At 52.8% G+C, this 23,997-nt stretch carries 15 protein-coding genes; all 15 read left to right on the top strand.

The features are described from left to right. The first annotated feature begins 131 nt into the window (after nucleotides 1-131). The 15 genes from G512_RS0109335 to G512_RS0109410 all read left to right on the top strand — a co-directional run bounded on the left by G512_RS0109335 (nucleotide 132) and on the right by G512_RS0109410 (nucleotide 23,993). Nucleotides 132-7,613 carry a DUF7507 domain-containing protein gene (locus tag G512_RS0109335; protein WP_028481491.1) on the top strand — a complete coding sequence of 2,494 codons (7,482 nt, stop codon included), beginning with the start codon at nucleotides 132-134 and terminating at the stop codon, nucleotides 7,611-7,613. Continuing rightward, a complete protein-coding gene (locus G512_RS20550) occupies nucleotides 7,613-11,119 on the top strand; it encodes a TonB-dependent receptor (RefSeq protein WP_051269174.1) in 3,507 nt (1,168 codons plus the stop codon). The genes G512_RS0109335 and G512_RS20550 overlap by 1 nt, the downstream gene beginning before the upstream one ends. Before the next feature lie 198 nt (nucleotides 11,120-11,317). Continuing rightward, nucleotides 11,318-12,304 (top strand): helix-turn-helix domain-containing protein, encoded by a 987-nt coding sequence (locus G512_RS0109345; protein ID WP_162143369.1) that lies wholly within the window; start codon nucleotides 11,318-11,320, stop codon nucleotides 12,302-12,304. Nucleotides 12,305-12,805: 501 nt separating this feature from the next. Then, nucleotides 12,806-13,570: an AfsA-related hotdog domain-containing protein gene (locus tag G512_RS22085; protein ID WP_051269175.1), complete on the top strand. Its 765-nt coding sequence runs from the start codon at nucleotides 12,806-12,808 to the stop codon at nucleotides 13,568-13,570. Next, nucleotides 13,567-14,289 carry an HAD family hydrolase gene (locus G512_RS22090; protein ID WP_051269176.1) on the top strand — a complete coding sequence of 241 codons (723 nt, stop codon included), beginning with the start codon at nucleotides 13,567-13,569 and terminating at the stop codon, nucleotides 14,287-14,289. Before G512_RS22085 ends, G512_RS22090 begins: the two co-directional genes overlap by 4 nt. Then, a complete protein-coding gene (locus G512_RS20565) occupies nucleotides 14,289-14,801 on the top strand; it encodes a DUF2165 family protein (RefSeq protein ID WP_051269177.1) in 513 nt (170 codons plus the stop codon). Before G512_RS22090 ends, G512_RS20565 begins: the two co-directional genes overlap by 1 nt. Before the next feature lie 71 nt (nucleotides 14,802-14,872). Continuing rightward, a complete protein-coding gene (locus G512_RS0109370; protein WP_208974984.1) occupies nucleotides 14,873-15,274 on the top strand; it encodes a helix-turn-helix domain-containing protein in 402 nt (133 codons plus the stop codon). A gap of 61 nt (nucleotides 15,275-15,335) precedes the next feature. Beyond that, the gene (locus G512_RS0109375) at nucleotides 15,336-16,499 is read left to right on the top strand and encodes an MFS transporter (protein ID WP_028481494.1); all 1,164 of its coding nucleotides are present in this window, start codon (nucleotides 15,336-15,338) and stop codon (nucleotides 16,497-16,499) included. A gap of 1 nt (nucleotide 16,500) precedes the next feature. Further along, a complete protein-coding gene (locus tag G512_RS22775; protein ID WP_208974985.1) occupies nucleotides 16,501-17,106 on the top strand; it encodes a hypothetical protein in 606 nt (201 codons plus the stop codon). Nucleotides 17,107-17,272: 166 nt separating this feature from the next. After that, nucleotides 17,273-18,157: a D-hexose-6-phosphate mutarotase gene (locus tag G512_RS20575; protein ID WP_036489276.1), complete on the top strand. Its 885-nt coding sequence runs from the start codon at nucleotides 17,273-17,275 to the stop codon at nucleotides 18,155-18,157. 268 nt (nucleotides 18,158-18,425) lie between these two features. Further along, a complete protein-coding gene (locus G512_RS0109390; RefSeq protein ID WP_036489280.1) occupies nucleotides 18,426-19,451 on the top strand; it encodes an ABC transporter substrate-binding protein in 1,026 nt (341 codons plus the stop codon). 61 nt (nucleotides 19,452-19,512) lie between these two features. Next, nucleotides 19,513-21,024: a sugar ABC transporter ATP-binding protein gene (locus tag G512_RS0109395; protein ID WP_028481496.1), complete on the top strand. Its 1,512-nt coding sequence runs from the start codon at nucleotides 19,513-19,515 to the stop codon at nucleotides 21,022-21,024. 26 nt (nucleotides 21,025-21,050) lie between these two features. After that, nucleotides 21,051-22,004, top strand: a complete 954-nt coding sequence (locus G512_RS0109400) for an ABC transporter permease (RefSeq protein WP_028481497.1) — start codon at nucleotides 21,051-21,053, stop codon at nucleotides 22,002-22,004. Nucleotides 22,005-22,014: 10 nt separating this feature from the next. Next, nucleotides 22,015-22,977 carry an ABC transporter permease gene (locus tag G512_RS0109405; protein WP_028481498.1) on the top strand — a complete coding sequence of 321 codons (963 nt, stop codon included), beginning with the start codon at nucleotides 22,015-22,017 and terminating at the stop codon, nucleotides 22,975-22,977. After that, a complete protein-coding gene (locus G512_RS0109410; RefSeq protein ID WP_028481499.1) occupies nucleotides 22,974-23,993 on the top strand; it encodes a LacI family DNA-binding transcriptional regulator in 1,020 nt (339 codons plus the stop codon). The genes G512_RS0109405 and G512_RS0109410 overlap by 4 nt, the downstream gene beginning before the upstream one ends. Nucleotides 23,994-23,997: the final 4 nt, after the last annotated feature.

A 23,997-nucleotide genomic window follows, 5' to 3' on the forward strand; every position in this document is an offset into this window, starting at 1 on the left:
GACAAAAAACCTGCCAGTGATGTAGCCAATCGTCTCAAATGGTTAACGGGAGTCATACAGCGTTTAATTAAAATTCTAATAGAATTATTCTCTATTCAAATTTTACATTTAATTTGAAAGAGATAGTCGTTGTGAGACGGTCGCGTTGTGGTGCCTTTTCTGTCGCCAAGTTCGGTATCAGCCTCCTTTTTGCCAGTGCTTTGTTCCCATCACTTTCGCCGGCGGCTCACGCCGAGCCCGGCAATACTTATGATTGGACCCTGAACGTTAAGGACAATGCGGAGTCAACTGGTGGTACCATGCCCAAGGCTGGTGACTACTTCTCCTATGACGTCGTGGTGACAAACGAACCGACTGATGGTGAAAACCGAAGGTCACCGGAGACTGTGATCAGTCTTTCTGTCCCCTCGACCATTCAGTTGGTTGAGGTCTCAGGTCTGACATGTGGGACCGCATTGCCCGCCATTGGCCCGCAAGATGTCTCTTGTACTATTCCTGAGCTTGAAGCTTTTGGTGCTGTTGCCTTCACGGTAACGATGCAAGCGAATGAAGAGTACACAACGGCGCGGATCATCAACTTCCTCTCGGAAATTCCGGCAACGAACGACCCCGTCCCTGAAAACAACAGTCATACTGAGCCAACAACAATCGAGGCGGGCCCGGGCCCGGTTGAGCCTCCAGAGCCGGAAGTGACTGACCTCTCTCTTGAGGTCACAGGGCCCGTATCCGCCCCGTCGACCTCCAGCGTATCCTATGTCTTTACAACAGAAAATCGCGGTCCCGATGTAGCCAGCAATTGGAAGCTGTTTGTGCCGGAAGTCAACGGTCTTGAGTTCTCCAGCATACCAACGGGGTGTGCGCGCGTATCCGGCGGATATGAATGTACCTTTTTTGGGAACATCGCAGCCAGCACGGCGGGAGACGTGAACCCACCTCGGTATAGTGTCACATTTACTGGGCGAGTAACGGAGGCTGGCAGTTCGGCGGGGTCAGAGCCCCTTCTTGAGATTTCTGGAACAGTCAGCGCCGTAAACGGAACGGATCCGGTTGCTGGCAATAACTCGGCATCAACCGAGACCCGTGTTTCGCTGGGCACGGATGTGTCAATTGCTGCAGATGCCAAACCGATCGGGATTCTTGGCTATCCGAACAGCCTTGTTTTGACTGCTTCCTATCAGGGGGATGCCCCTGAAACTCTTGAACTACGCAGTGTGATACCCGAGGGTTACGGTGTAGCGCCGGGCGGATGGACAAGTGTGTCTGGTGGGTGGACTTGCGCGTTGAATTTGCGCGAGTTCGTATGTACGCGTCCAACGACAGGGTTGAGCAGTGCACCAAACTCGGCGGCGCTAGGCAGTGTCCGCCTTGAGCTTGAGGTGCTTGATGATCCCTCAGCGCCCAGTTACCGCCTGAAGGACGCTGTGCCGACTACGGCGACGATAAGCTCTACTGGACCGACGGAACTGGATCTTACAAACAATACGGCTACGATCAGTCAGGACCTGCAGCGCCCGGATGTGCGTTGGCACCTACAGAAGACCATCTCCGACAATGGGCGAGTGCTGGCAACCGACGGTATTGTTGTAGTCAGCCGCGGTGCTGACGGCTACGACTACACCTATGAGATCCAGGTTCGGAATGACGGCAATGTTGCATTTGATGGTGAACTGGTCGTAACCGATGTAATACCTTCCGGTGTTCAGTTTCGTGGTTATTCCGGGACAGGGTGGACATGTAGCCCAACGGCCTCTGCTTCAGCCCCTCTGTCATCGCCAAGCCTGACTTGCAGCCGCGACCATTCCACTTCGCAATTGGAGCCGGACGCAACGACGGCACCGCTCGAACTGGTCGTGCGTTTTGAACAGGAAGGTTCGATTACGAACCTGGCCACTGCCCGTGCTGTCGATTGGCCAGATGGGGATGGCTCGGGTGATGTAACCGTATCCAGCTTTGAGGTGCCGGACGCCGCGGACATTTCAGTAAATGCCACTGCCCTTGTGAATCCTGTGGTTACAGGCAGCCCGCAAACCATAAAAATGGAAGTAGTCAATGCGGGGCCCAACACCTCTAGCGATGTGGTTTTTTCGGCTGACTTTCCCTACCTTTTGAATAATCGAAGTGGTGGGGCGGGTGCCGGATTCCAAGATCTAACAGTTGTTCCCGGGTCCCAGACCAGCGGGTTTTCAGAGGGGAGTTGTGTAAACTCAAGCAGTGGTGCACGTGGCCGCCAACTGACCTGCACGCTGACAGAACTGCGACCATGTTCAGCCGGAGTGGATTGTCCGATCATTCGGGCGGTTGTGTTACCCGGGGATGGACCAGCGAGCAGCCCCAACTCCCTTACAGTCACCGCTTTTGCCCAAGCCCGAGACCTGCCGGATCTGGTGACGGGAAATCAAGAAGCCACTGCGACATACACAACGATTGACCGCACTGATGTTGAGCTTGAGATAACGGCTTCTACGATGGAGCCAATAGCTGGCCGCGAATATGCGTATCAGGTAACCGTCGCCAACCCGAATACGGCTCGCTACGTCAATACAGCCGACGATGTTGTCGTGACACAAACCCTTCCCGCCGGTGTCCATTTCAAGCGTGTCGCTGGAGCGGTTTGTAATACAGCACCGACAGCGGATGCGCTCATAGTGGCGGGGAGCAACGACCAATTAGAGTGCAATTTGGCGACTGTTTCTTCCGGTGAAGCGAAAAGCTACAGCGTCTACTTCGAAACCGTTAGACAGGCATCAGACCTGACTCTCGAAACCTCTGCGCAGGCCGTGAGCTCGACGGAAGATTTGGACCTCAGCAACAACGAGGACAGTCTGACACTGATGCAAAAGGCCGAACCTGCACTGGATTTGATCGTTAACAGTCAGGATGACGTCGATCCTATCGATATCGGCAGTGAGATGAACTTCGATGTGACCGTTCGCAACGCGGGCCCTTCTTTCGCTGAGGACGTCACGGTCACCTATAATATGCCATCAGAAAACCTCAGTTTTCAGCGGGTAAGCCCCGGCGCAGCAGCCTGCTCGTCCGAGCCGACTGGTGGAGAGGTCGGCGGACAACTGGTGTGTACTTTTGATCGGATCGATGCAGGAGATACCATGAGCCTGCAGATCACTGCTTTGGCCGAGGCCAAGGGGCCGACAAGCAGCAGTGCAATATTGAGCTCTCCTGCCATAAGCGACGGAGCCGACCGTCTTGCTGGTAACAACAGTGAAAACGAAACGACGACAGTTGTTACGCGGGTAGATGGTGAAGTTGTCAGCAAGACTGCCAGCCCCGAACGCGTCGAGCGCGGTGAACCATTTACCTACGATATTACCGTGAGGTTTGCGGACGAAGCGCAGTTTCAGGAGGCGGACGACGTCGTTGTAAAAGACAGTTTGCCCAACAAGATGTATCTGGTTGGAGGTCCCGCCGCGGAGCCGACTGTATCGGTTATTCAAGGGAGCACAACCTTGTCGACCTGCTCAGTTGCGTCAAATGAGCGTTCGTTCGAATGCACGCTCGGCACGGTAGAAAAGGGTTCTGAATTCAAGATTTCGGTGCCAGTGTACATTGACAATGTCACCACATTTCCGCGTTCCATCAAAAACACGGCCACTCTGGATACGACATCGCGCGATGTGAACGAAAACAATAACACCAGAGAGGGTGCGGTGAGGGTCGTTGGATCGACAATCGAAGGCATGGTCTTCATGGATTTCGATGAAAACGATCTGAACGACAATAATGATATCGGAGCGCGCGATATTGAGATTGCCCTAACGGGCACGGACCGAAATGGCGATCCGGTCAACCGAACTACCACGACAAACAGCGCCGGTGAGTATTCTTTCTCAAATGTGTTGAGCGGGACGTACTCCCTGACGCGGGAGGACGTATCAGGCTCAAAGTTCTTGCTCGATAGCAAGGCTTTTGTCGGCGACATCGTGGCCGGAACAGACGCGCTGCCCATTCCTGCCCGCAATCCATCAGATGATGGTGTTGTGGCAGGTGCTCGCGAGATTACTGGTATCATTGTGGCCAAGGAGACGGTTGGGTCAAACTACGATTTCTCCGTTATTCCGCAGGCACGTGTCGGCATTGCTCTTGATGAGTATTCCACGACCTATCCCGAGGTCGCTGCAGATGGGTCCTTCACTACGCGGCTTGTGATGCGAGTGGAGAATTTTAGCGAAGAGCCAGTTCAAAATGCGCAAATCATTTTGCCTCTGAATGGCGCAGAGCCACGATTTGGGAGCTTTGTGTCTCTCTCGAACCCAGCTAACGACAACCTTGATCCAGGTTCCTACGCCATAACGGTTGCGCCGCGCGATCGCAGTGGTTCCGTCGGTGGTTGTGGTGGATACAATTCTGGATACAACGGTCAGAGCGATCCTGTCGTCGTAACCGGGGCAACCATTGGTGCGGCCGCAACGTGTGATGTGGAAGTGCATGTTCGGGTTCAGCCGCTGCGTCCGGGCACACCAGCCTACCCTGGCACCTATCGTCTGCAAGCCGAAGTAAAGGCGCAGGGTAATTATTCCGGCCAGGTTGATACGAGCTACAACCTGTTGGACGACCTGAGCCATCATGGCTCCAACCCAGACCCGGACAATGACAACAATCCGACAGAAGCCAGTGAACAAGACCTGACCCCTGTACTGCCCAGTTATCGCTCCCGTCTCTCCTTGATCATGCAGGCAACGCCGAGCTGGAACACAAGCACGGAAGTGGCTGAGGTTGGGGATACGATCACCTATTCCTATGAGGTCTACAGCCGTAACGGGGCCAGCGCGAACAATAAGAGTAACATCGAACTGCGTAACGTCATCGTGACCAATGACAAGACCGGTTTGGTGTTAACGGGTGCGCCGCTCACAACACTGGATACGGGTAATGCAGGCACAAACTCGGGGTATTTGGGTGTTTACACCCTGACGCAGGCAGACATCGAGGCGGGCGAAGTTACAAACTCTGCGCGTGTCAGTGCAAGCGATGTTTTCGGTTTTGCATTGAACGATGTTTCAGGCACCGCCGTAGACAATGACACACCTCTGACGACCCCACTAACACAACAGCCATCCGTTGCGCTTGTCGTCGTTCCTGACGAAAGCGCTCTGAAAACGCCAACGGAAGTTGGCGACAAGATTGCCTACTCCTACAACATCAAAAACACTGGCAATGTGATCCTGAAAGATGTTCTGGTCACCGATATCAGATCAAATGTGGAAGGGCTGAGTTCAACTGCGATTGCAGAAATGCAACCGGGTCAAGAAGTCGTGGGCGCTTTTACCGCCAGTTATCCGGTTACTCAGGCCGATATCGATGTCTTTCAAGTCACCAATACGGCAAAGGTGCAGGCCAAGGCAGTATCGGCTTCAAATGTGAGCGACCTTGTCGGGACAACTTACGACAATGATGGTCCGGTTGTGACACCTCTTTCCATCAAGCCTGATATTGATCTCGTTCTTAGTGCCGATACATCCGGTCTTTCGCAGAGTATGGGGCAAGCAGGTGAAACCCTAGTCTATCACTATGAGGTGACAAACAAAGGCAGTGTTACCCTGTCGAATGTTAACATCACCAACACCTTGACTGGTGTCGTGATGACAGGAAGTCCGATCACGCTTGCGCCAGACGAGACCAGCACGGGCCACTTTTCTGGAGATTACCTTCTGACAGCAGGGGATGTCACGGCGCAGGTTGTGGCCAATTCGGCAACGACTACTGGCTATTACGATCGTGGCACCAAGTCGGTAAGCGATACAGAAAACCTCACCACCAGCATAGTGTTTATTGAAGCGAAGTCAGAAGCGCCATGGACCTTCACGGAAGATGGAGGCACTACAACAAGTGTTCTGGCATCCGACAGGATAGGAGCCGACCCGGCGACGTTAACAAATGCAACGCTCTCGGTTGTCAGTACGGATCCAGAACTATCGCTCGATACCAGTACAGGCTTCATCACGCTGTCAGCGGGCAACCCTGCTGGTCAGTATCAATTGACATATCGCCTCTGTCGGCGTGACGCCCCATCTGTTTGTGCCGATGCTACCGAGACAGTTGTTCAGGCACCGATTGATGAGATCGAGACTACCGTTGTTCTTGAACTGTCCGACAATGGTGATGGTATCGACGGCGTCGGTGATCTCGCCACCTATACAATTAGTGTTGAGAACAAGGGCAATACAGACCTATTTGATCTGGATCTGAATGGTACGTTCCAAACTCTGGAAAATGAGGTGCCGCTCGTACTGGATAGCGGCCCCATCTATCTGGATCGCTCTTCCGGTGTTGTGAAACGCGCCTCGCTGGAGCCGTTCAAGGTAGCCATGCTGGGAACGGGTGACCTTGCCTCTCTTGTTCTGGCTCAGGCAACGCCGCCCGATGCCTATGATGGGACATTGAAGCTTGGCGAGACGGTTCGATTTACTTCGACCTTCACCATTACTGTTCCAACCGTTGTCAACCGGGGTGCCTCCTATCAGGTTTTGGCAACGGCTACCCCGATTTATCCAAGCGGAGCGGGAACGCCGGCGGGTGTTTCGGATATCTCAGATGATGGACTTGATGCTGATGGCAACGTCGTTGATGACCCAACGCTTCTTGAGTTGGCGCCGATGGTCCAAGAAAGCGCATTGCAGATCAGCAAGACGACCACAAGCACTGTTGTGACGCGTGGAGCCACAGTGCCGTATACCCTGAAGATATCCAACCGCCTGTCGACCTCCGCGGGACCGCTGGATCTTGTGGACGTACTGCCGTCAGATTTTGTTTACATCGAAGGTTCTGCGCGTGTTGAGGGAGCAAGCTTCACGCCAAAGGTGGAAGGCCGCCTCGTTACCTTTCAGGATCTGGAAGTGTTACCGAATGGCACCTTGACAGCCACTTTGCGTGCGCGGGTATTGGTCACCGCTGATGTTGGTGAACACACCAACAAAGCGCGTTTGCGTGATGCTGGCTCGGGAGAAATGTTGGCCAGAGAAGCCGAGGCCACGGTCTCGATTTTGCCGGAACATGTGTTCGATTGTGGGGATGTTTACGGCAAGGTCTTCGATGATCGCAATCGGGATGGCTACCAGAATCCTCCAGATGGCACGAGAGTCGAGCCCGGCATCCCATCTGTGCGCCTGACGGGCGTCGATGGCACCATCATCACCACGGACAAACATGGCCGCTTCCATGTGGCTTGCGCCATGTTGCCAAGGGACCGTGGCTCCAACTTCATCTTGAAACTGGATGCCCGCTCCTTGCCAGAAGGGTATCGCGTGACCACCGAGAACCCGCGTGTTGTCCGCTTGACACCAGGTAAGATGACTGAGCTGAACTTTGGTGCCGCGAGAGCAACTGTATCTCGCATTGGCTTGAACCGGGATGGATTTGTCGGGACGGAGCTGAGCCCCGCCTTGAAAAAGGCACTCTTGGGTTTGGGGGGCAATCTCGGATACGGTCCGGTCCATTTCGAACTGACATATCATCTGAAAAATTACGAAGGCGCGGATGAAACGCCGGTTGCTTTGCGGCGAATGGAGGCGCTGGAGGGATTCCTTCGGGGCCTATGGTCTGAGCATTCCAAAGACACTCCTAGTTTTGAAGTAATAATTTCCAGGACCAAAGACTAATGGCTGCAGAAAAGCGTATAGATCCCTGCCACAAAGGTGCTGGGAAACGGTTCTACTCGATCTCTGTAGCCATGTTTGCGGCGTTGCTGAGTGGAACCGCGCTCGCGACGGCAAGCGAAGAAGCGCAGTTGGCGGCTCAGGGGTTTTCGATTTCAATGGAAGCTCCCGGTACGGCGACCTCAGAAAATTCACCCGCACAGATCTCGGAGCCGGTCAAATTGGGCCCGCCTGCAAAGGTTCAGGTAAACTATAAGGGCATCAACCCGGTCCGCAGTCTTCGCACGTTTGTTCGTTCCGAAGCGCCAGCTTACAAGCCGGGTGCCACAATCACAATCACGACCGAGAGCAATTATCCTGCTTTCATCCAGCGGGCTGAGCTGCGTGTACTGAAAAGCGGCGGTCGTGGTGATGAACTGTTGGAAACGCTAGTCGCACCCGTCAATGGCAGCGTTGATTGGGTGTTGCCTGAGCTGGAAAATACGGCGCTCACTTATGTGTTTCGTGTCTATGACGAACAAGGTCGCTATGACGAAACCTTTGCTCGCCCTTTTTTTTCGGAAGAAGCAGCGTTTGAAACAAGTGAGCTCCCGAATTCTGTAAATACCGCCATGATGCCGGGCGTCGAGCCGGGAACGATCCGTCAGCGTTACATTCCCATTGAAGGTGGCGTGGTAGCGGTTTCTGGTCGTGCCGACCCTGATCAACCTGTAAAAGTCATGGGAGAAACGGTGCCAGTCGATGACCAAGGCGAGTTCTCTGTAACTCGAAATTTGCCGGTGGGAACGGCACTGGTCGAGGTGGACTTCAGCTCTCAAGGTGAAGCCAAGTCGATTATCCGGCCCGTCGAGATTCCGGCGTCTCAGTGGCACTATGTGGGCATCATCGATATTACTGCAGGTCATCGCCTGCAGGATGATCAAGCTGAAAACACGCCCGACTTTGAGCGGAACTATGTAGACGGACGCGCTGCCTACTACATTTCTGGAAAAACAGGGAACGGGTGGGCCATTACCTCATCAGCAGATACGGGTGAGGGCGATATCGAGGATATTTTCCGCCGACTGGACGAGAAAGATCCCGAAGCAATTTTGGATCGGCTTTCCGATGATGATCTTTATCCAACCTATGGCGATGACAGCAGCAGCTACGATGATACGCCCACATCGGGTCGCGTTTACTTACGAGCCGAAAAAGGCGACACGAGCGCATTGTGGGGAGACTTCAAGGCGGACCTTTCCTCTGGCGGACTGATTAACAACACACGCGAACTTTACGGTGCCAAGGTGCGCACTGCCTTGCCATCCCGAACAAAAAGCGGCAAGGCGCGTTTGAGCGGTGTCGTTTACGCGGCTCAGCCAGATACATTGCCCCAGACCGATATTCTCAGAGGAACCGGCGGCTCGATCTATTTCTTGTCCAGACAGGATGTAAATGGTCAGTCTGAGAATGTTACCGTCGAAGTGCTTGACCCAGATACAGGAAGGGTAATTGCAACGCGGTCACTTCAAGCTGGTGTCGATTACTCTCTTAATTATTTGCAGGGCGTAATTTCTCTTGCCGAGCCATTGGGTTCAAGTTCCTCAATAGGCAGTCTGGTTCCATCGGCTGGTGGCGACTATGACGTAAACCTTGTTGTACAATATGAATACACCCCCGCTGTTCGTGATGTGGACGGTTTCTCTTTGGGCGGGCGCGCTGAATCATGGCTGACTGATCACTTGCGATTGGGCGCAACCGGCATGAAAGAAGGGACGGGGACCGCTGATCAGAAAATGTTCAGCACGGATCTGCGGGTTGAATGGGGAGAGCGAAGCTTTCTTGAGGCCGAGGTTGCGCAAACTGAGGGACCGGGTTTCGGTAGAACAGTTTCATCTGATGGCGGTCTAACCCTCACGGACGAAGCCGGTGCTGAGGGCGAGCGGGCCCGTGCGTACCGGGTTGATGGGTCTTTAGACTTTGAGGATTTTAACCTGCAGCAAAAAGGCACGGCGCGGTTTTATCTTGAAAGGATAGAGGCGGGCTTTGCCACACTGAACAGAACGGCTACGCATGATCAACTGCTTGTTGGCGGTGAAACATCGATTGATGTGTCCAGCGCGACTCGCTTGCGTATGGCCGCAGAAAACTACGAGGAAGACGGCGGGGATCGCAAGCGTAGCGCGGAGGTCATTGCGTCTCACAAGCTTTCTGAAAGCTGGAGCGTGGATGCCGGTGTTGAATATGAGGACAAAAAGACTCTAGGAGAGGAGGAAGAGACAGGTCGGCGGACTGATGTGAGTAGCCGATTGACTTATTCTGTCAACGATGACGCACGTGTCTGGTTACTAGGTCAAGTTACGGCGGATGTCACCGGCGGTCTTGATCGGGACGATCGCTACGGTGCCGGCGGTGAATGGCAGTTGAACGACAAATTGCTCGCGGCTGCGGAAGTTACAGAAGGAACAACCGGGCTCGGAGCGACGGGACGGTTGACTTACAAGCAGACGGACGATCGTGAGATGTATGTGGGATATACGCTCGACCCAACACGCACGGTGGACGGTTATGATCTTATTGGCGAGGACAAGGGAAAGATTGTTGTTGGCGCCCGCACAAAGCATTCCGAAAAGCTGAGTTCATTTGGGGAGACGGCGTTTGACCTGTTTGGTGATCGGTACTCCTCCACACGAACTGTTGGCGCAACATATCAACCTTCCGAGCCGTGGAATTTCAGCGGATCCGTTGAGAGCGGGCTGGTTCGAGACCGTCATAACGGCGACATTGATCGAGACGCCTTCTCCATTGGAGTGTCCTATAAAACCAAGGATAGCCTGAGCGCGCACTCTCGATTTGAATACCGTCGCGATCGCGGAGATGATCAGGATGAGGAAGCCGACACGTACGCTTTGAAAGCGGGCCTTGGGTACAGGGGTAATGAGAACGCGCGCCTTCTTGGGAGTGTTAATGCGCTCATCTCTGACAATTTGGGTAATAGCTTTCGCGATGGGGAGTATGTGAAAGCAACACTTGGCTATGCCATTCGCCCGACGTTGAGCGAGCAGTTCAACATGCTCTTCAAGTACTCGTACCTTCATGATCTTCCCGGCGCGGATCAAGTGACCGTCGATGGGTCAACGGAAGGGGACAAGCAAAAAAGCCATGTTATCTCGGTGGATGCTGACTATGACTTGACGCAGCAACTGACACTGGGCGGTAAATACGGCTATCGCATTTCACAGGTCGCCGAGCGGGGGACTAATGATTTCGAGGATTCCTCCGCACATCTGGGCATATTGCGTCTGAACTGGCATGTCGTGAAAAACTGGGATGCCATGGTGGAGGGGCGCCTTCTGTATGGCGTTGAAACGGACACGGTTTCGACGGGCGCGCTTGCGGGCGTCTATCGCCACATCGGTGACCACCTCAAGGTCGGTGTCGGCTATGAATGGGGGACGGTCTCTGATGACCTGACAGATCTCAACTACACCAACTCTGGTGTGTTCCTCAATCTGATCGCCAAGATGTAATGGCGCTTCATGAAGAACGGTCGGCTCTCCAGTGTTTGTCGACCGTTCTTGCAACATGACATTCTGAGTTAAATACAATTTTATATATTGTATTAACTATATGATAAGGCTAGAAGTTGTGGCGCCTGAGCTAGCTCTTTAATTCGCCTCAAAGACTGCCACACAAAAATGTCTATGCCTTTGAATGATAGCTTTCATATGGTTTCGCAAAGCCAGCTTCAGCGTTTTGACTGGAGACAATGGCAGGCGTTTCATGAGCAAATTTCCGGGGACGTCATTTGCAGTGGTCCAAAACATGATCTTGCGGCCTTTGCTGGCGGTATCTCCGGTCTTTTCTTCAATGGCGTTGTTCTTGGTGATCTGCGTGCCAATGCCCATTCCTTTCAACGCAGTACCCAACGCATTGGCAAAGATGGCATTAGCTTTTTCTATCTGCAGCATTTCCGGAAAGCGTTCGGCAGCCAGATAAAGGCATTCAAGGAAATTGACGATATTCGCTCCGGCGATCTGATTTTTCACGATCTCACAGTGCCTTTCGAAACCCATCACACTGATTTTGAGGTGAGCACTCTCGTTTTTCAAAGAGACATTTTGTCAGCCTATGTTGATGTCGATCGGGGGTATCCAAGTTTCCGGATTTCCAAGGAGAGGGCCGAACATGGTTTGCTCGTTGGATTGATTGAAGAACTCCGGCGAACCGCTCCGCTTATGGACCGCAGAGCTGTATCGAGCGTATTACGTTGTCTGACGGAGCTCTTGGCAAACGTTCTGACGCCCACGTGCCACCAAACCCCTTTGGTGTCTGAAGAGGGGCGACATTTTCTTCAGATGCGGGCGGCTCACAAGCTTTTACAACAGCACATCAGCGACCACACATTAAGCAGCACTGAGGTTGCGAAGGCGCTGGGGATTTCGCGCGCGACCGTCTATCGTTTGTTCGAGCCGCAAGGGGGGGTGATGCAAACCCTGAAGCGTATGCGCCTCGCTAGGGCGCGCCAGATCCTTGTGGCACGGCCCACCCTAAGCATACAGCGGGTTGCAGAAACGTGTGGTTTCAAAAACGCTCACCATTTTTCTCGCGCCTTCAAGCAGGAGTTCGATAGCTCGCCTGGCGAATACAGAAAGCGTAGTGCAGCGAACGAGGGTGAAAGCGCGTCGCGCTATATCTCATGGGCACTGCGTTAGCATTCGTATGTTTGCACTGGCTCATGGCCAGCGAAAGACATCAGCGCCCGATGGGTTGAAACAGTCGCAGCGATGGCGTGGAAGGTACATTCCATTTTCATAATTGTGCCAATGGCTTCTTGATCCGGAGGTGTGAGATACTCCCTTCATGGCCTCAATGGAGCCTTCATTTTGCAGAGCGTCTCCACTGAATATGGCCTCAGGCCATAAATCACTTAGTCCTGCAAACGCAGCGCATCCAATCGAGAGTTTGGTAAAGTTTTCTCTACTTCTTTTTTGACATCGGCTCTGCCGCCGCGTCCGTATTTTGGAATCTCCGTTTTCAGAAACATACCAATGGTTTGGATGCCCATTAGAAGCGGTGTGGTAGATCGGCCGAGGGGAGCTTTCAGCTGCGGGCACACCTATAAATTGCTGATCGTAAAAATCCTTACAAAAACTTGTTACAATCTACATCTAACGTATGGTTGAAATTTTCGATTTACGGAAAGGAGGCTAGCCATGTTAGTTGTAGTTGGAAATCGTCTGACTGATTTTGCTCAGGCAACGGGTGCAGTAACTGCTCAGATGGCAATTGAACGTTTGGCGCAGGACGAGCCAGGCGCAGGTTTTGTGATTGGTCAGGGAGTGGGTGACGAAGAAGCGCGCGTGATCCGTGTGCTGGGTCAGGCGAAAGGTGTGCCGATCATCAACTTCGAGCAGGATGGATTGCGAGCCGGACAGACGGTTTGCCACAAGCACCATCCGGAAAACCAACTTATTTCCATGCCACGCAAAGTTGATCAGGATGTGTTTGAGGCGGATCTCCTTATGGATGATCGGAATGAAATTATGTCCGATCACCTCACCGGATTGCACCTTCAGGGCATGTTGCTGATTGAAGCAACGCGGCAGATGTTCATTGCAGTTGGTGAAACTCAATACGCCCATTTGGGTGTGCCCCACGGGGGATATGTTGTCTTCAATCGACTGGACACACGGTTCGAACAGTTTGCCTTTCCCATTTACTCGATGATCCGTCAAACAGTGACAGATGTAGACCAACCCCGTGATGATCGTACCAGTTTTTCGGCTGAAATCGAGATTTTCCAGGAACAGGGCCGGGTGGCGCATACCTCGGTGCAATATACAATTTTCGAGAGAGCATCGCTGAAACCGAAGGAAGAGAAACTGGCGCGCAAGGCCGTGGAGGCTGTTGTTACTCGCGCCGAGGAGAGTTTGGTGGATGAAAGAGCCACCCAATTTCCGGGGAGGGTCGCCGTATGACCCTGACAGATTTCGGCGTATCCAAACGCAAGCCCCATGCATTTGCTTTTTTTGATGTTGATGAGACACTGGTCGTTGAAAAGACCATGTTTACTGTGTTGGGTGCTTTGAGCGAGCGGCTCCCCTCTCTGGATGCAGCGTCTCTTATCTCTCATCTCCAGGATCTTAGACGGCAGGGCCGGAGCCGTGCTGAGGTCAATCGTGCCTTCTACAGAGGGTTGTGTGGGCTGCCGCGCGATGTCGTCGTGTCGATCGCGCGCACGTACATTCAAAGTCGCATTTCGGAAAGTGATAGGCGACCGTTTTTCATAGCTGCGTGTGTTGCACAGCTCAAGGCATTGCGTCATCAGGGCGTGGCACCTGTTTTCGTGTCGGGATCTGCCTGCGATTTCCTTGCATCGATTGCTGAACATCTTAAGGTCGAGCATGTGCTCGCCACACGGTTGCAGGTTTCAGCAGCTGGTCGATACACAGGAGAGATTGACGGACGTTGCATGATTGGTGCGGGTAAGGCGTCGGCCGTTGCCGAGTTCCTGGCAGAGCATTCTATCGATCCGACACAATGCTTCGGATTTGGTGACCATCCTTCCGATGAGCCTTTTATCTCTTTGCTGGGTGCTGGGGCTATTGTAGCTGGAAATCCTGACACTGAGCGTTTGGCGCGCGAAAGAAACTGGGTTCTCATCGATAATGTTTCGTCCAGCAGCGAGGTGGCGTGATGGCGCGTTTGAGTGCGCAACTTCTGCCGCGTGCAGTGCTTCTCACAGGTCTTGCTGTTTGGCTGACAATCGCAGTGCTGAATAACGTCACAGATTCTGGCACGAACATAATCCATCTTAACAGAATGTTGTCGATGAGGTTGCTGGCGGATGATCCGCTGTTTGGCAATGGTCTGGAGTGGCGGGCATGGCAAACAGTCTCCGCGCAGACCATTCTTTATGTCGTCGTTGTCTGGCAGGTCCTTACAGCCTGCGCGTTATGGTTGGCAGCTTTCCGGATGATGGGGACAGCTCTGAGCGGTGAAATGAATGATGCTGCTCTACGCTCGGCAAATCTGGCCCTGTCAATGTTCTTGGCGCTATGGCTTGTTTTCCTTTGTGGTGGACTTTGGTTCGGCTACTGGATGAAGCAAGGGCCTATTCAAGGTGTACATCTGACCCTAGTCATCATTTCCTTGCTGAGCCTGACTTATGTGAACCAGCCAACGCAGTGGTTGGACCGGAAATATTGAGCTGGATCCACGCCGGCACTTGACACGGCAGCAAGAGACAATATCTTCATCTTACGTTAGAAAGGGAAGATATGTCGAACCAGCTCATGAAGATCGGCGAGCTTGCCAAGCGGGCCGGGGTCAGTCATCGCACGGTGCACTACTATGAAAACCGTGGCCTGATTTCCCCGGTCTCCCGTGAGGAAGGGAGCCACCGCATGTATGAGGAAGAGGCATTGCAGCGCCTCGAGAAAATTGCAGCCCTAAAACGACTGGGCCTGTCCCTTGAGGAAATAGCTGACGTAATCGACCTATATTTCCAGTCGAGCGGGGGAATGCTCGATGGCAAGAAGAAAGTGATCGACATCCTCAAGGCGCAATTGAAGAAGGTGGATGATCAGATTGACGAACTGTCAGATTTTCGCAGCGATTTGATCCGAAACATTCGTCATATGGAGCGGCTCTATGAGGAGGCGCTACCTTCCAAAACCTAGGTACAACTGGGCATACGTGCCCAATTTTGACTTAAATCTACATCTCACGTAAGGAATAGAAATGTCGCGTTCCAATGTGTTGATGGCCCTTTTGATGCTTACGGGCATTCTAGTTGTGGGTCAGCTTTATCTGACTATTCCAATGATTAGCGCCATAGCCGCTGAGTTTTCGGCAAGTAACAGCGCTGCGAGCTGGGCAGGAACAGCCTTTGGGTTCGCTTATGCCTGCGGCTTTCTCGTGTTTGGGCCCCTTTCGGACCGCATAGGCCGTCGCGTCGTGTTGGTTTATGGGTTGCTTGCAGTCGCCATAGCGAGCTTTGGGCTGAGTTTTACCTCGCAAATCTCGGTGTTCCTCGGTGGCCGGGCGGTGCAGGGCTTTCTTGCCGCCAGTTTCCCGCCTGTCGCGCTCTCTGTCATTGCTGAGGCTTTGCCGCTTGAAAAACGTGCCTTTGGCATTTCGCTGATGAGCTTTGCATTTCTCGTGGCCGCGCCGCTTTCACAGTTCTTCGGTGCTGGAGTGCCGCAATCGCCAACGTCGATCATGTTCATGTTGTCTCCTTTTTATGTCGTGATGGCTTTGGCATTGTTTGTTGTTGTGCCCAAAGACCAGCCTGCATTGAGGCCAACGGGCGGAAAGCCCCACAGCCACCTAAGCGAAATGCTTGCCAATGGTCTGGTCTCAACCGGTTGGTTTGCGGCCTTGACGGTGCTGTTGGGGTTTGTGGCGTTTCAGGTTGGTACTGTCCTGTTGACGCAGGAGGCTGATTTGAGCGCACAAACAGTCCGTCTGGCCGGATTGCCCCCGCTTGCGCTCAGCCTTTTTGCTGCCGTGATGTCGAAGCGCCTGACACCCGCAGTGACGGGTCGTGTAGGTATGATTGTCACCGCGTTGGGTCTGGGCATAGCCATTGTTCCCGGTGCGTTGATTGCCGCCTCTGTGATTGTCTCCAGTGGCGTCGCTTTGGCAGTTCCAGGCCTCATTGCAACAATCGCTGGCGCGGCCAAAGACCATAACAGAGGGCTGGCAATGTCCATCTACACCTTCTGTTTGTTCGTTGGGGCAAGTATCGCGCCGCCCCTGACCCTTACTCTGTTCAAGTTCGGAGCGCTGGCTGTGTTTGGTCTGCCTGCTGCTCTTCTGGTGACAGCCGTAGTGATTGTAACGCTGGCTGTATCTCGCCGCGCCAAGTCCGTTTCCATGCAACCTGCTACAGGAGAACAGTGATATGAAAACCGCAACCCTACTCGCTCTGCTATTTTTGAACGGTGAACTGCCGGAAAATTTTCGCACCGTCGGCGAGGCCGATGTTTTGGCGGATGGCATTCCTGTGACCATTACGCGTGCTGAGCGTTCGGACGGCTTGAACGGTGGTATTGGCGGTGAGCACATTTCGCAGGCTGTATCGGACAGTGGGAAATTGCTTGGCTATGTGCGCATGACGCGTGAGATGGCGCAGCCTGCGGACTTGCCCGATGAAGAAACGGCGCACCGTGTTGCCATGGACGTCTTGCGTCAACACGCGCCGGATCTTTTGGAGGCCCATAAAGTGCATTGGATTGCCCCTCATGATGAGTCCATTACGGTGATGGAGAATGGTAAGCCCAAGAAACTGGTATTGACGGGTATGAAAGTCAAAATGCGAGCGACCACACCTGACAAGCTTTGGTTCTGGGTTATTGTTGGGCCCAATGAACAAGTAATGGTGTTCGAGCGCGACATCTACTGGGTTACTCTTCCGGGACATCGGCGTACTGAAAAGTGGCTTCACGACAATTGGTTGAGTGAGCATCCTGAAGTGGTTTCCCGTTTGCGTGAGGCTGCGGATAGCTGAATATCAGCGCACTGTCTTCGCTCCCGCTGAGTGATCGGGCGCAAGGTGGGCCTGCCGGCGCGGTGCTAGGTATGAATGCGCAACCGGCTGGCTCATCTCTTGATGCTTACTCGAACCACTGCCATACCAAAGGCTGTAACCTCAACAAGCCAATGGTAGGCAAGCAATGACAAGCTCGGCAATTCTTGAAACTGCACCCGTTTCGGGCGTTTCCTTCGCAAAACTTAAAGCCGGAGACGGGCGGCAGGTTCTTGTGATTGAAAACGACCTATCGCGAACTGTAATCGCCTTGAATGGCGCGCATGTGATGTCGTTCAGGCCCAAGGGTAAGCCGGATTTGCTTTGGATGTCGCCAAACAGCGAACTGAAGGATGCCACGCCTATTCGTGGGGGCATTCCTTTGTGCTTGCCCTGGTTTGGTCCGGGCGTGGATGGCGCCCCATTGCATGGCTTTGCACGTATCGTGGATTGGGCTGTTTCGAAGGTGGCGACGCTGCCGGATGGCGGAACGACGGTCACGCTTGTCTTGCAAGATAGTGAAGTTTCACGCCAAGTGTGGGCTCATGCGTTCGCTGCGGAACTTGAAATCCAGTGTGACACGGAACTGACTGCAACGCTGAAATACACCAATACTGGGTCGGATGACCAAAAGGTTGAGTTTGCGTTTCACACCTACTTCAATATCGGGGATGTAACACAGATCCGCATTGAAGGTTTGGATGGCTTGAAGGGCATAGATCGCTTGAACGAGGATGCGCCCATTCGTCAGGCGGGTATCAAAACCTTGAGCGGGGCGACGACCCATTTTTACTCTGGCATTCCCGACTGCCTTTACCTTGATAGCCCGAATGGTCGGATACGCATTGCAGGAACACAGCAGTCTGCCATGGTTTGGAATCCCGGCTCCGCAGCCGCCAGTGTGGCGGATATGGGCCCGGGTGTAGAAGCAGAATTTGTTTGCGTTGAACGCGTCGATGCAATCGATACCGCTGTGACCTTGAAACCTGCACAGACTTATTCCGCCAACATGACCATCGGGTGGTGTGACTGAACAATGGCGTTGCTGCGTCCTTTAAGAGCCCGCGGACTTGGTGATGGCGGTGGTTCTTGAAGTCGGTGTTTGGTGAGTTGGGTAAATCGCGCCGTTTTTCGACGGCGCGATTATTTTTTGCGGCACTCGCAGCCAAATCGGCACTCTTTTGAATTGTAAATAGTAAAAAATCATCTGAGACGAAATGTTACACCTTTTAAAATATATTACGGGTAGACGACTCTGAAATTCAGAATACAATCGATTACATTCTACCGGGAGGAATATTATGACATCGATTCGTATCACGGCTTTGTTGGCTTCGGTTGCGTTTGCGTCGGGTTTAACAGCTGCGTCGGCCGCCGATTACAAGATCGGGCTATCCAACGGGTGGGTTGGTAGTGAATGGCGCACTCAAATGATTTCGGAAGCCGAAGACATGGCTGAGGCGTGGTCAGAACACGGCATCGAAGTGGATGTTGTGGTCCAGAGCGCGAATGTTGACGTCCCTGGTCAGGTTGCGCATGTTCGCAACTTCATCAATGAAGGGGTTGATGCAATCATCATTAACCCAAATAGCCCTACCGCCTTCGATCCTGTATTCGCCCAAGCAAAAGCTCGCGGTATTTTGGTGATTGCAACGGATGCTGAAGTTTCGTCACAAGACGCAATGTATGTGGGTATTGACCATAAGGCATATGCAGCTGGTACGGCTCGTTGGCTGGCCGAAACACTTGGTGGCAAGGGCTCTATCGTCGCGATTAACGGTGTGGCGGGGCATCCGGCCAATGAGATGCGGGTTGAGGGCTACCGGGAAGTTTTTGCAGAATACCCTGACCTCAAAGTGGTCAATGAAGTAAATGCGAACTGGGAACAGGCCCAAGGCCAGCAAGCGATGCAGAACATCTTGGCCACGTATCCCGATATTAACGGCGTATGGGTTCAAGATGGTATGGCCGCTGGGGCTTGGCGGGCCATAATGGACGCGAACAAGGCCGAAGACATCGCAGCGACCGGTGAGATCAGAAAGGACTTTCTCGATATTTGGGTTGAGAACGGTTTCACCTCTGCCGCATCCGTGAACCCTCCGGGCGTCATGGCCAGCGCATTGAACGTTGCTGTGAACCTCCTTGAAGGCAAAGAACTGAAAGAACCTGCTTCGGCTGGCAAATACGGCAACGCAATGTATTTGCCAATCCCCTTCATCGACGGCGACAATGTCGCTGAAGTGCATGCTGAACTTGAAGGCAAGCCTGGCTATTATTCTTACACCAGTTCCTTGTCGATCGACGAAACAGCTGAGCTTTTTAAGTAAACCATGAGTTCAGGTGCGGCGTTAATCTATGCCGTACCTGAACCATGTTGCTGGGTTTCTCATGTCAAAACTTGTATTGGATAACGTAAGCAAGTCTTACGGGCCGACACGTGCATTCAAAAATGGTGACTTTGCTCTACAGAGTGGCGAAGTACATGCGCTGATGGGAACAAACGGCTCGGGCAAGAGTACGCTTTGTAAGATTATTGCTGGCAGTGTAAAGCCCGACACCGGTTCCATATTTCTGAATGATTGCCGCGTTCAGATTAACTCACCAAAGGATGCGCGCCGCCTTGGTATCGGAACGTTTTTTCAGGAACTGAGCTTGGCAAAAAACCGCAGCGTGGCTGAGAACATCTTTATCTCACACCTGCCCCTGAACAACTACGTCTTTATAGATAAAACAGCTCTGGAGATGAATGCAGAGTACTACATTGACATGGTGCGCGATGTCGCTGGTGACGATTTTACGGCGAAAGCCGTGGTTGGAGATTTGCGTGCTGACCAACAACAGCTTGTCGAAATCTTGAAGACCATAGCAACAGAAGCTCAGGTGTTGATTTTTGATGAGCCAACCTCCGCTCTCGACCGATCTCAGGTGGAACGCTTTTTTGAAATACTGCGAAAGCTGAAGGCGCAGGGGCGAGCGATCATTTTCATTTCGCACAGAATGGACGAGATTTTTGAAATCAGCGACCAACTGACGGTCATTCGCGATGGTGCAATCGTGGCTTCCAGGAAAAGAGAAGCTACCACTGCTCAGGAAGTAATTTCCTTGATGGTTGGAGAGCAGACAGATTTGGCTGATCCGACATCAACTTCGCACGACGTTTCGCCGATTTCGGATGGACAGTTCGTTGTCACTGCACATGATCTGACCGGCGATGGTTTTTCGGAAGTTTCCTTTGAAGTGCGAGCGGGAGAAATTCTTGGGTTCGGAGGACTTCACGGTCAAGGGCAGTCTGCTGTTTTGAGGGCTCTATTTGGTGCCAATGCCATAACGAGAGGCCAAATCCAGGTTGCCGGTGACAATTATGATGGACGTACACCCCGGGCCGCCATTCGGAACGGCTTTGCATATGTTTCTGGCAATCGTGTTCGAGATGGAGTGATCCAAGGGCGCAGTATCTTCGAGAATACGATTCCAGTACATGCGTTCAAAAAACATATGTTGCTGTCCACTCCATCAAGATTATCTCGCCGCGCATTTGAGGCGCTTAATAAGCTGGCGACCAAATATCACTCCTTGTCGAGCTCCATAGGCTCCTTGTCAGGTGGCAACCAACAAAAGGTGGTGATCGCCAGATGGCTTATGGATACCCCGAGGGTGCTTCTGCTGGATGATCCGACAAAAGGGATCGATTTGTCCGCCAAGGCAGACTTGTTTGCGCTTATCCGCGAACTCGCCTCAGAAGGGCTGGGCATCATTCTGTACTCTTCAGAGGACGCGGAACTGCTGAACAACTCGGACAGGATCCTTGTGTTTAACAGCGGGAGAGCTGTCCGCGAGTTGTCGGGTGAAAACCGTACGCGTTTCAATCTTTACGACGCAGCCTACGAGGTAGCGCAATGACAGTTGGAAAAGCACGTTCAAGGAGTATGTCGGTCAGAGTCCGGCAGGCATGCGCTACGTTCCCTTTTTTGCCAGCCTTGGTTATTTTGGCTGTCCTATTCATTCTGAACGGCATGTTTAACGCCAATAGTGTGTCTTTTCAGGGAATTAGCGGTTTATTCAGCACTTATCTTGGCTTGGTATTCTTGGCGGTCGGACAAACTTACGTCATCTATGCTGGCGATATCGACCTGTCAGCTGGGGCCATCCTTTCCTTGGTGAACGTCGTTATCATTACTCTGATGAACCGTTATGATGGCGGCGTACTATCAACACTCATGATTATGTCGATCGGAGTGTTTGTTGGTGCCGCGTGTGGTCTGTTTAACGGCTTGATCATTGCAGGTCTTCGTCTTCAGGCAATCGTTGCGAGTTTTGCCAGTTCCATTTTCTTCACCGGGGTAGCGCTTTACGTCTTGCCAGTCGCTGGTATGCCGGCTCCAATGATCTATTGGCAAACCTATTTTGGATCCATTTTTGGTATTCCTTTTGTGTTTTTCGTGTTGGGCGTGCTGCTGCTGCTGGTATTCCTGCTATCACGAACACAGGCCATTCTACACTTGTTGACTGTTGGTGATGATCAACAAGCGGCCTATCAGTCGGGCCTTCCAGTTACCCGCATTCGTATTCGTGGCTACGTTGTTTGCGGTGTCTTCGCCAGCTTTGCAGCGTTCTGCTTGACTGGGGATACTGCAAGTGGAGACCCCTTGGTGGGCAGCGCCATGACCTTGTCATCAGTTGCAGCTGCAGTGTTGGGTGGTTCCATGTTGTCGGGTGGTTTTGGCACTGCATTGGGTTCTGTGTTCGGGGCGCTGACGATCGGGTTGATTGGGAGCCTTGTCTACTTTGTTGGAACACCCGCCTCTTGGCAAAACCTAGTCCAGGGTTTGGCGATACTTGTTGCCTTGATGGTTGGAATTTTGATCAGCCGGAGGACTTAGGATGCCCAAAATGACGAAAGAAACGATGCTGGGGCTTGCAAAGCAGCCTGTGTTTGTGGCGATTGTCCTCATACTCGCGCTGTTTGCAATTGGTGAAACGATGTCGCCCGGTTTCACCTCGCCGGATCAGATCGTACGACTTCTCATTGTAGCGTCACTTCTAGGCATTGTTGCTGCAGGGCAAAACCTGGTCATTTTGGCTGGCCGTGAAGGCATTGATCTGTCGGTGGGAAGTGTTGTTTCACTCGCAGTTATTGTTGCCGGCAATCTAATGGACGGCAGCAATGCAAACATACCTCAAGCTGTGCTATTGACGATCTGTGTCGGATGCCTGTTCGGGCTGTTTAACGGCGTTGGTGTTACGCTGCTGCGTATTCCGCCGATTGTCATGACACTCGGTATTCTCGGCGTCATTCAGGGGCTATTGGTTGTTATTCGACAGGGTGTTCCGTCTGGTGTCGCGGCCCCGATGCTGGCGAACTTCGTATCCAAACCGTTCTTGTTTGGCCTGCCGGGCATATTGTGGTTGTGGGCGTTTCTGGGTTTGGCCATGGCATTCCTTTTGAAACGGACAGTTTTCGGAAATCGTATTTATGCGATTGGTTCTAATGAAAACGCCGCCTTCATGGCTGGCGTGCCCGTGAAACTTGTGCGCATAGGTGTCTATGTATGTTCTGGGTTTTTCGCGGCCGTGACCGGGATTTGCCTTTTGGGGTATTCAGGGGCGTCCTTCGCCAATGTCGGTGACCAGTACATGCTCACATCAATCATTGCGGTCGTATTTGGCGGCACTCCACTTTCCGGTGGCAAAGGTGAATATACCGGCACAATGCTAGGGGCTATCTTGTTGGTTATACTTCAAAGCATACTGACGACCATCAATATTGATGAGTTTGGGCGCCAGATTATATTTGGCGGAACTTTGCTTGTTTTGATGGTATTCTATGGGCGCGGCAAGGGGTTGCGAGTATGAAACGGCCCGCCACACTTAAGGACATCGCAGAGTATTTGGGCGTCTCGACCGCAACGGTATCTCGTGGCCTGGCGCGAGACCCGCGTGTTACTGAAAGCACGCAACGTCGGGTATGGGAGGCCGCCAAGACGTTGGATTATCGCCCGAATGTAATCGCGCGTTCGTTGCGGACCAAGAAGACAGGTGTTGTGCTTCTGGTCGTGCGTGACATTAAGAACTCATTCTATCTGGATGTCATGGTGGGTGTCGAGGCGGCCGCTCGTGAGGCAAATTACAGTGTGCTTATGTGCAACTGCGAAAATGACAGTGCACTTGTGTCAACTTATCTGGAGATGCTGAAAGATGGCCGAGCGGATGGGATGATCTTGATGACGGGCAAACTGCCACAGTCCGTTGCCGAGGATCCTCAACTGGCACAAATGCCCATCGTTTTGGCACTTGAGGCAATCGAGAATTGTTCCTTGCCTTTGGTGCAAATTGACAACGTTGCGGCAGGAATGAAGGCCGTGCAGCATTTGATCGACCTTGGGCACGAACGAATTGCACATGTTCGTGGACCCGAAGGCGAGCTTATGAGCCAGCGCCGTTTGATTGGCTACCGCCAGGCCATGCAGCAAGCCGGCCTGCCTGTTCTGCCGGATTATGAACAGGCCGGTACGTTTGAACTGCATTCCGCTGAACACGCCTGTCGTGTCCTCATGGCGCTGGATACGCCGCCTACGGCCATCTTTTTTGCCAATGATGAAATGGCCGCTGGCGCCATCAAGCTGCTACGGCGCATGGGGTATGCCATCCCCGAGGACATTTCCTTGGTGGGGTTCGATAATACATTCTGGTGCGAAGTATCTGATCCAGGGCTAACCACTGTTGATCAGCCGCGCTTTCAAGTAGGGCAGGAGGCATTTGGTCTGCTTCATTCGACATTATCGGGTGAAGAAGGGGGAGAGAAAACCATTGTTCTTCCCACGGAACTATACGTGCGTGAGTCAACGACATCACCCAAATCAAAGAAATGAACGG

The organism is Pseudovibrio exalbescens DSM 16456, from assembly GCF_000422785.1.
GTDB lineage: Bacteria > Pseudomonadota > Alphaproteobacteria > Rhizobiales > Stappiaceae > Pseudovibrio > Pseudovibrio exalbescens.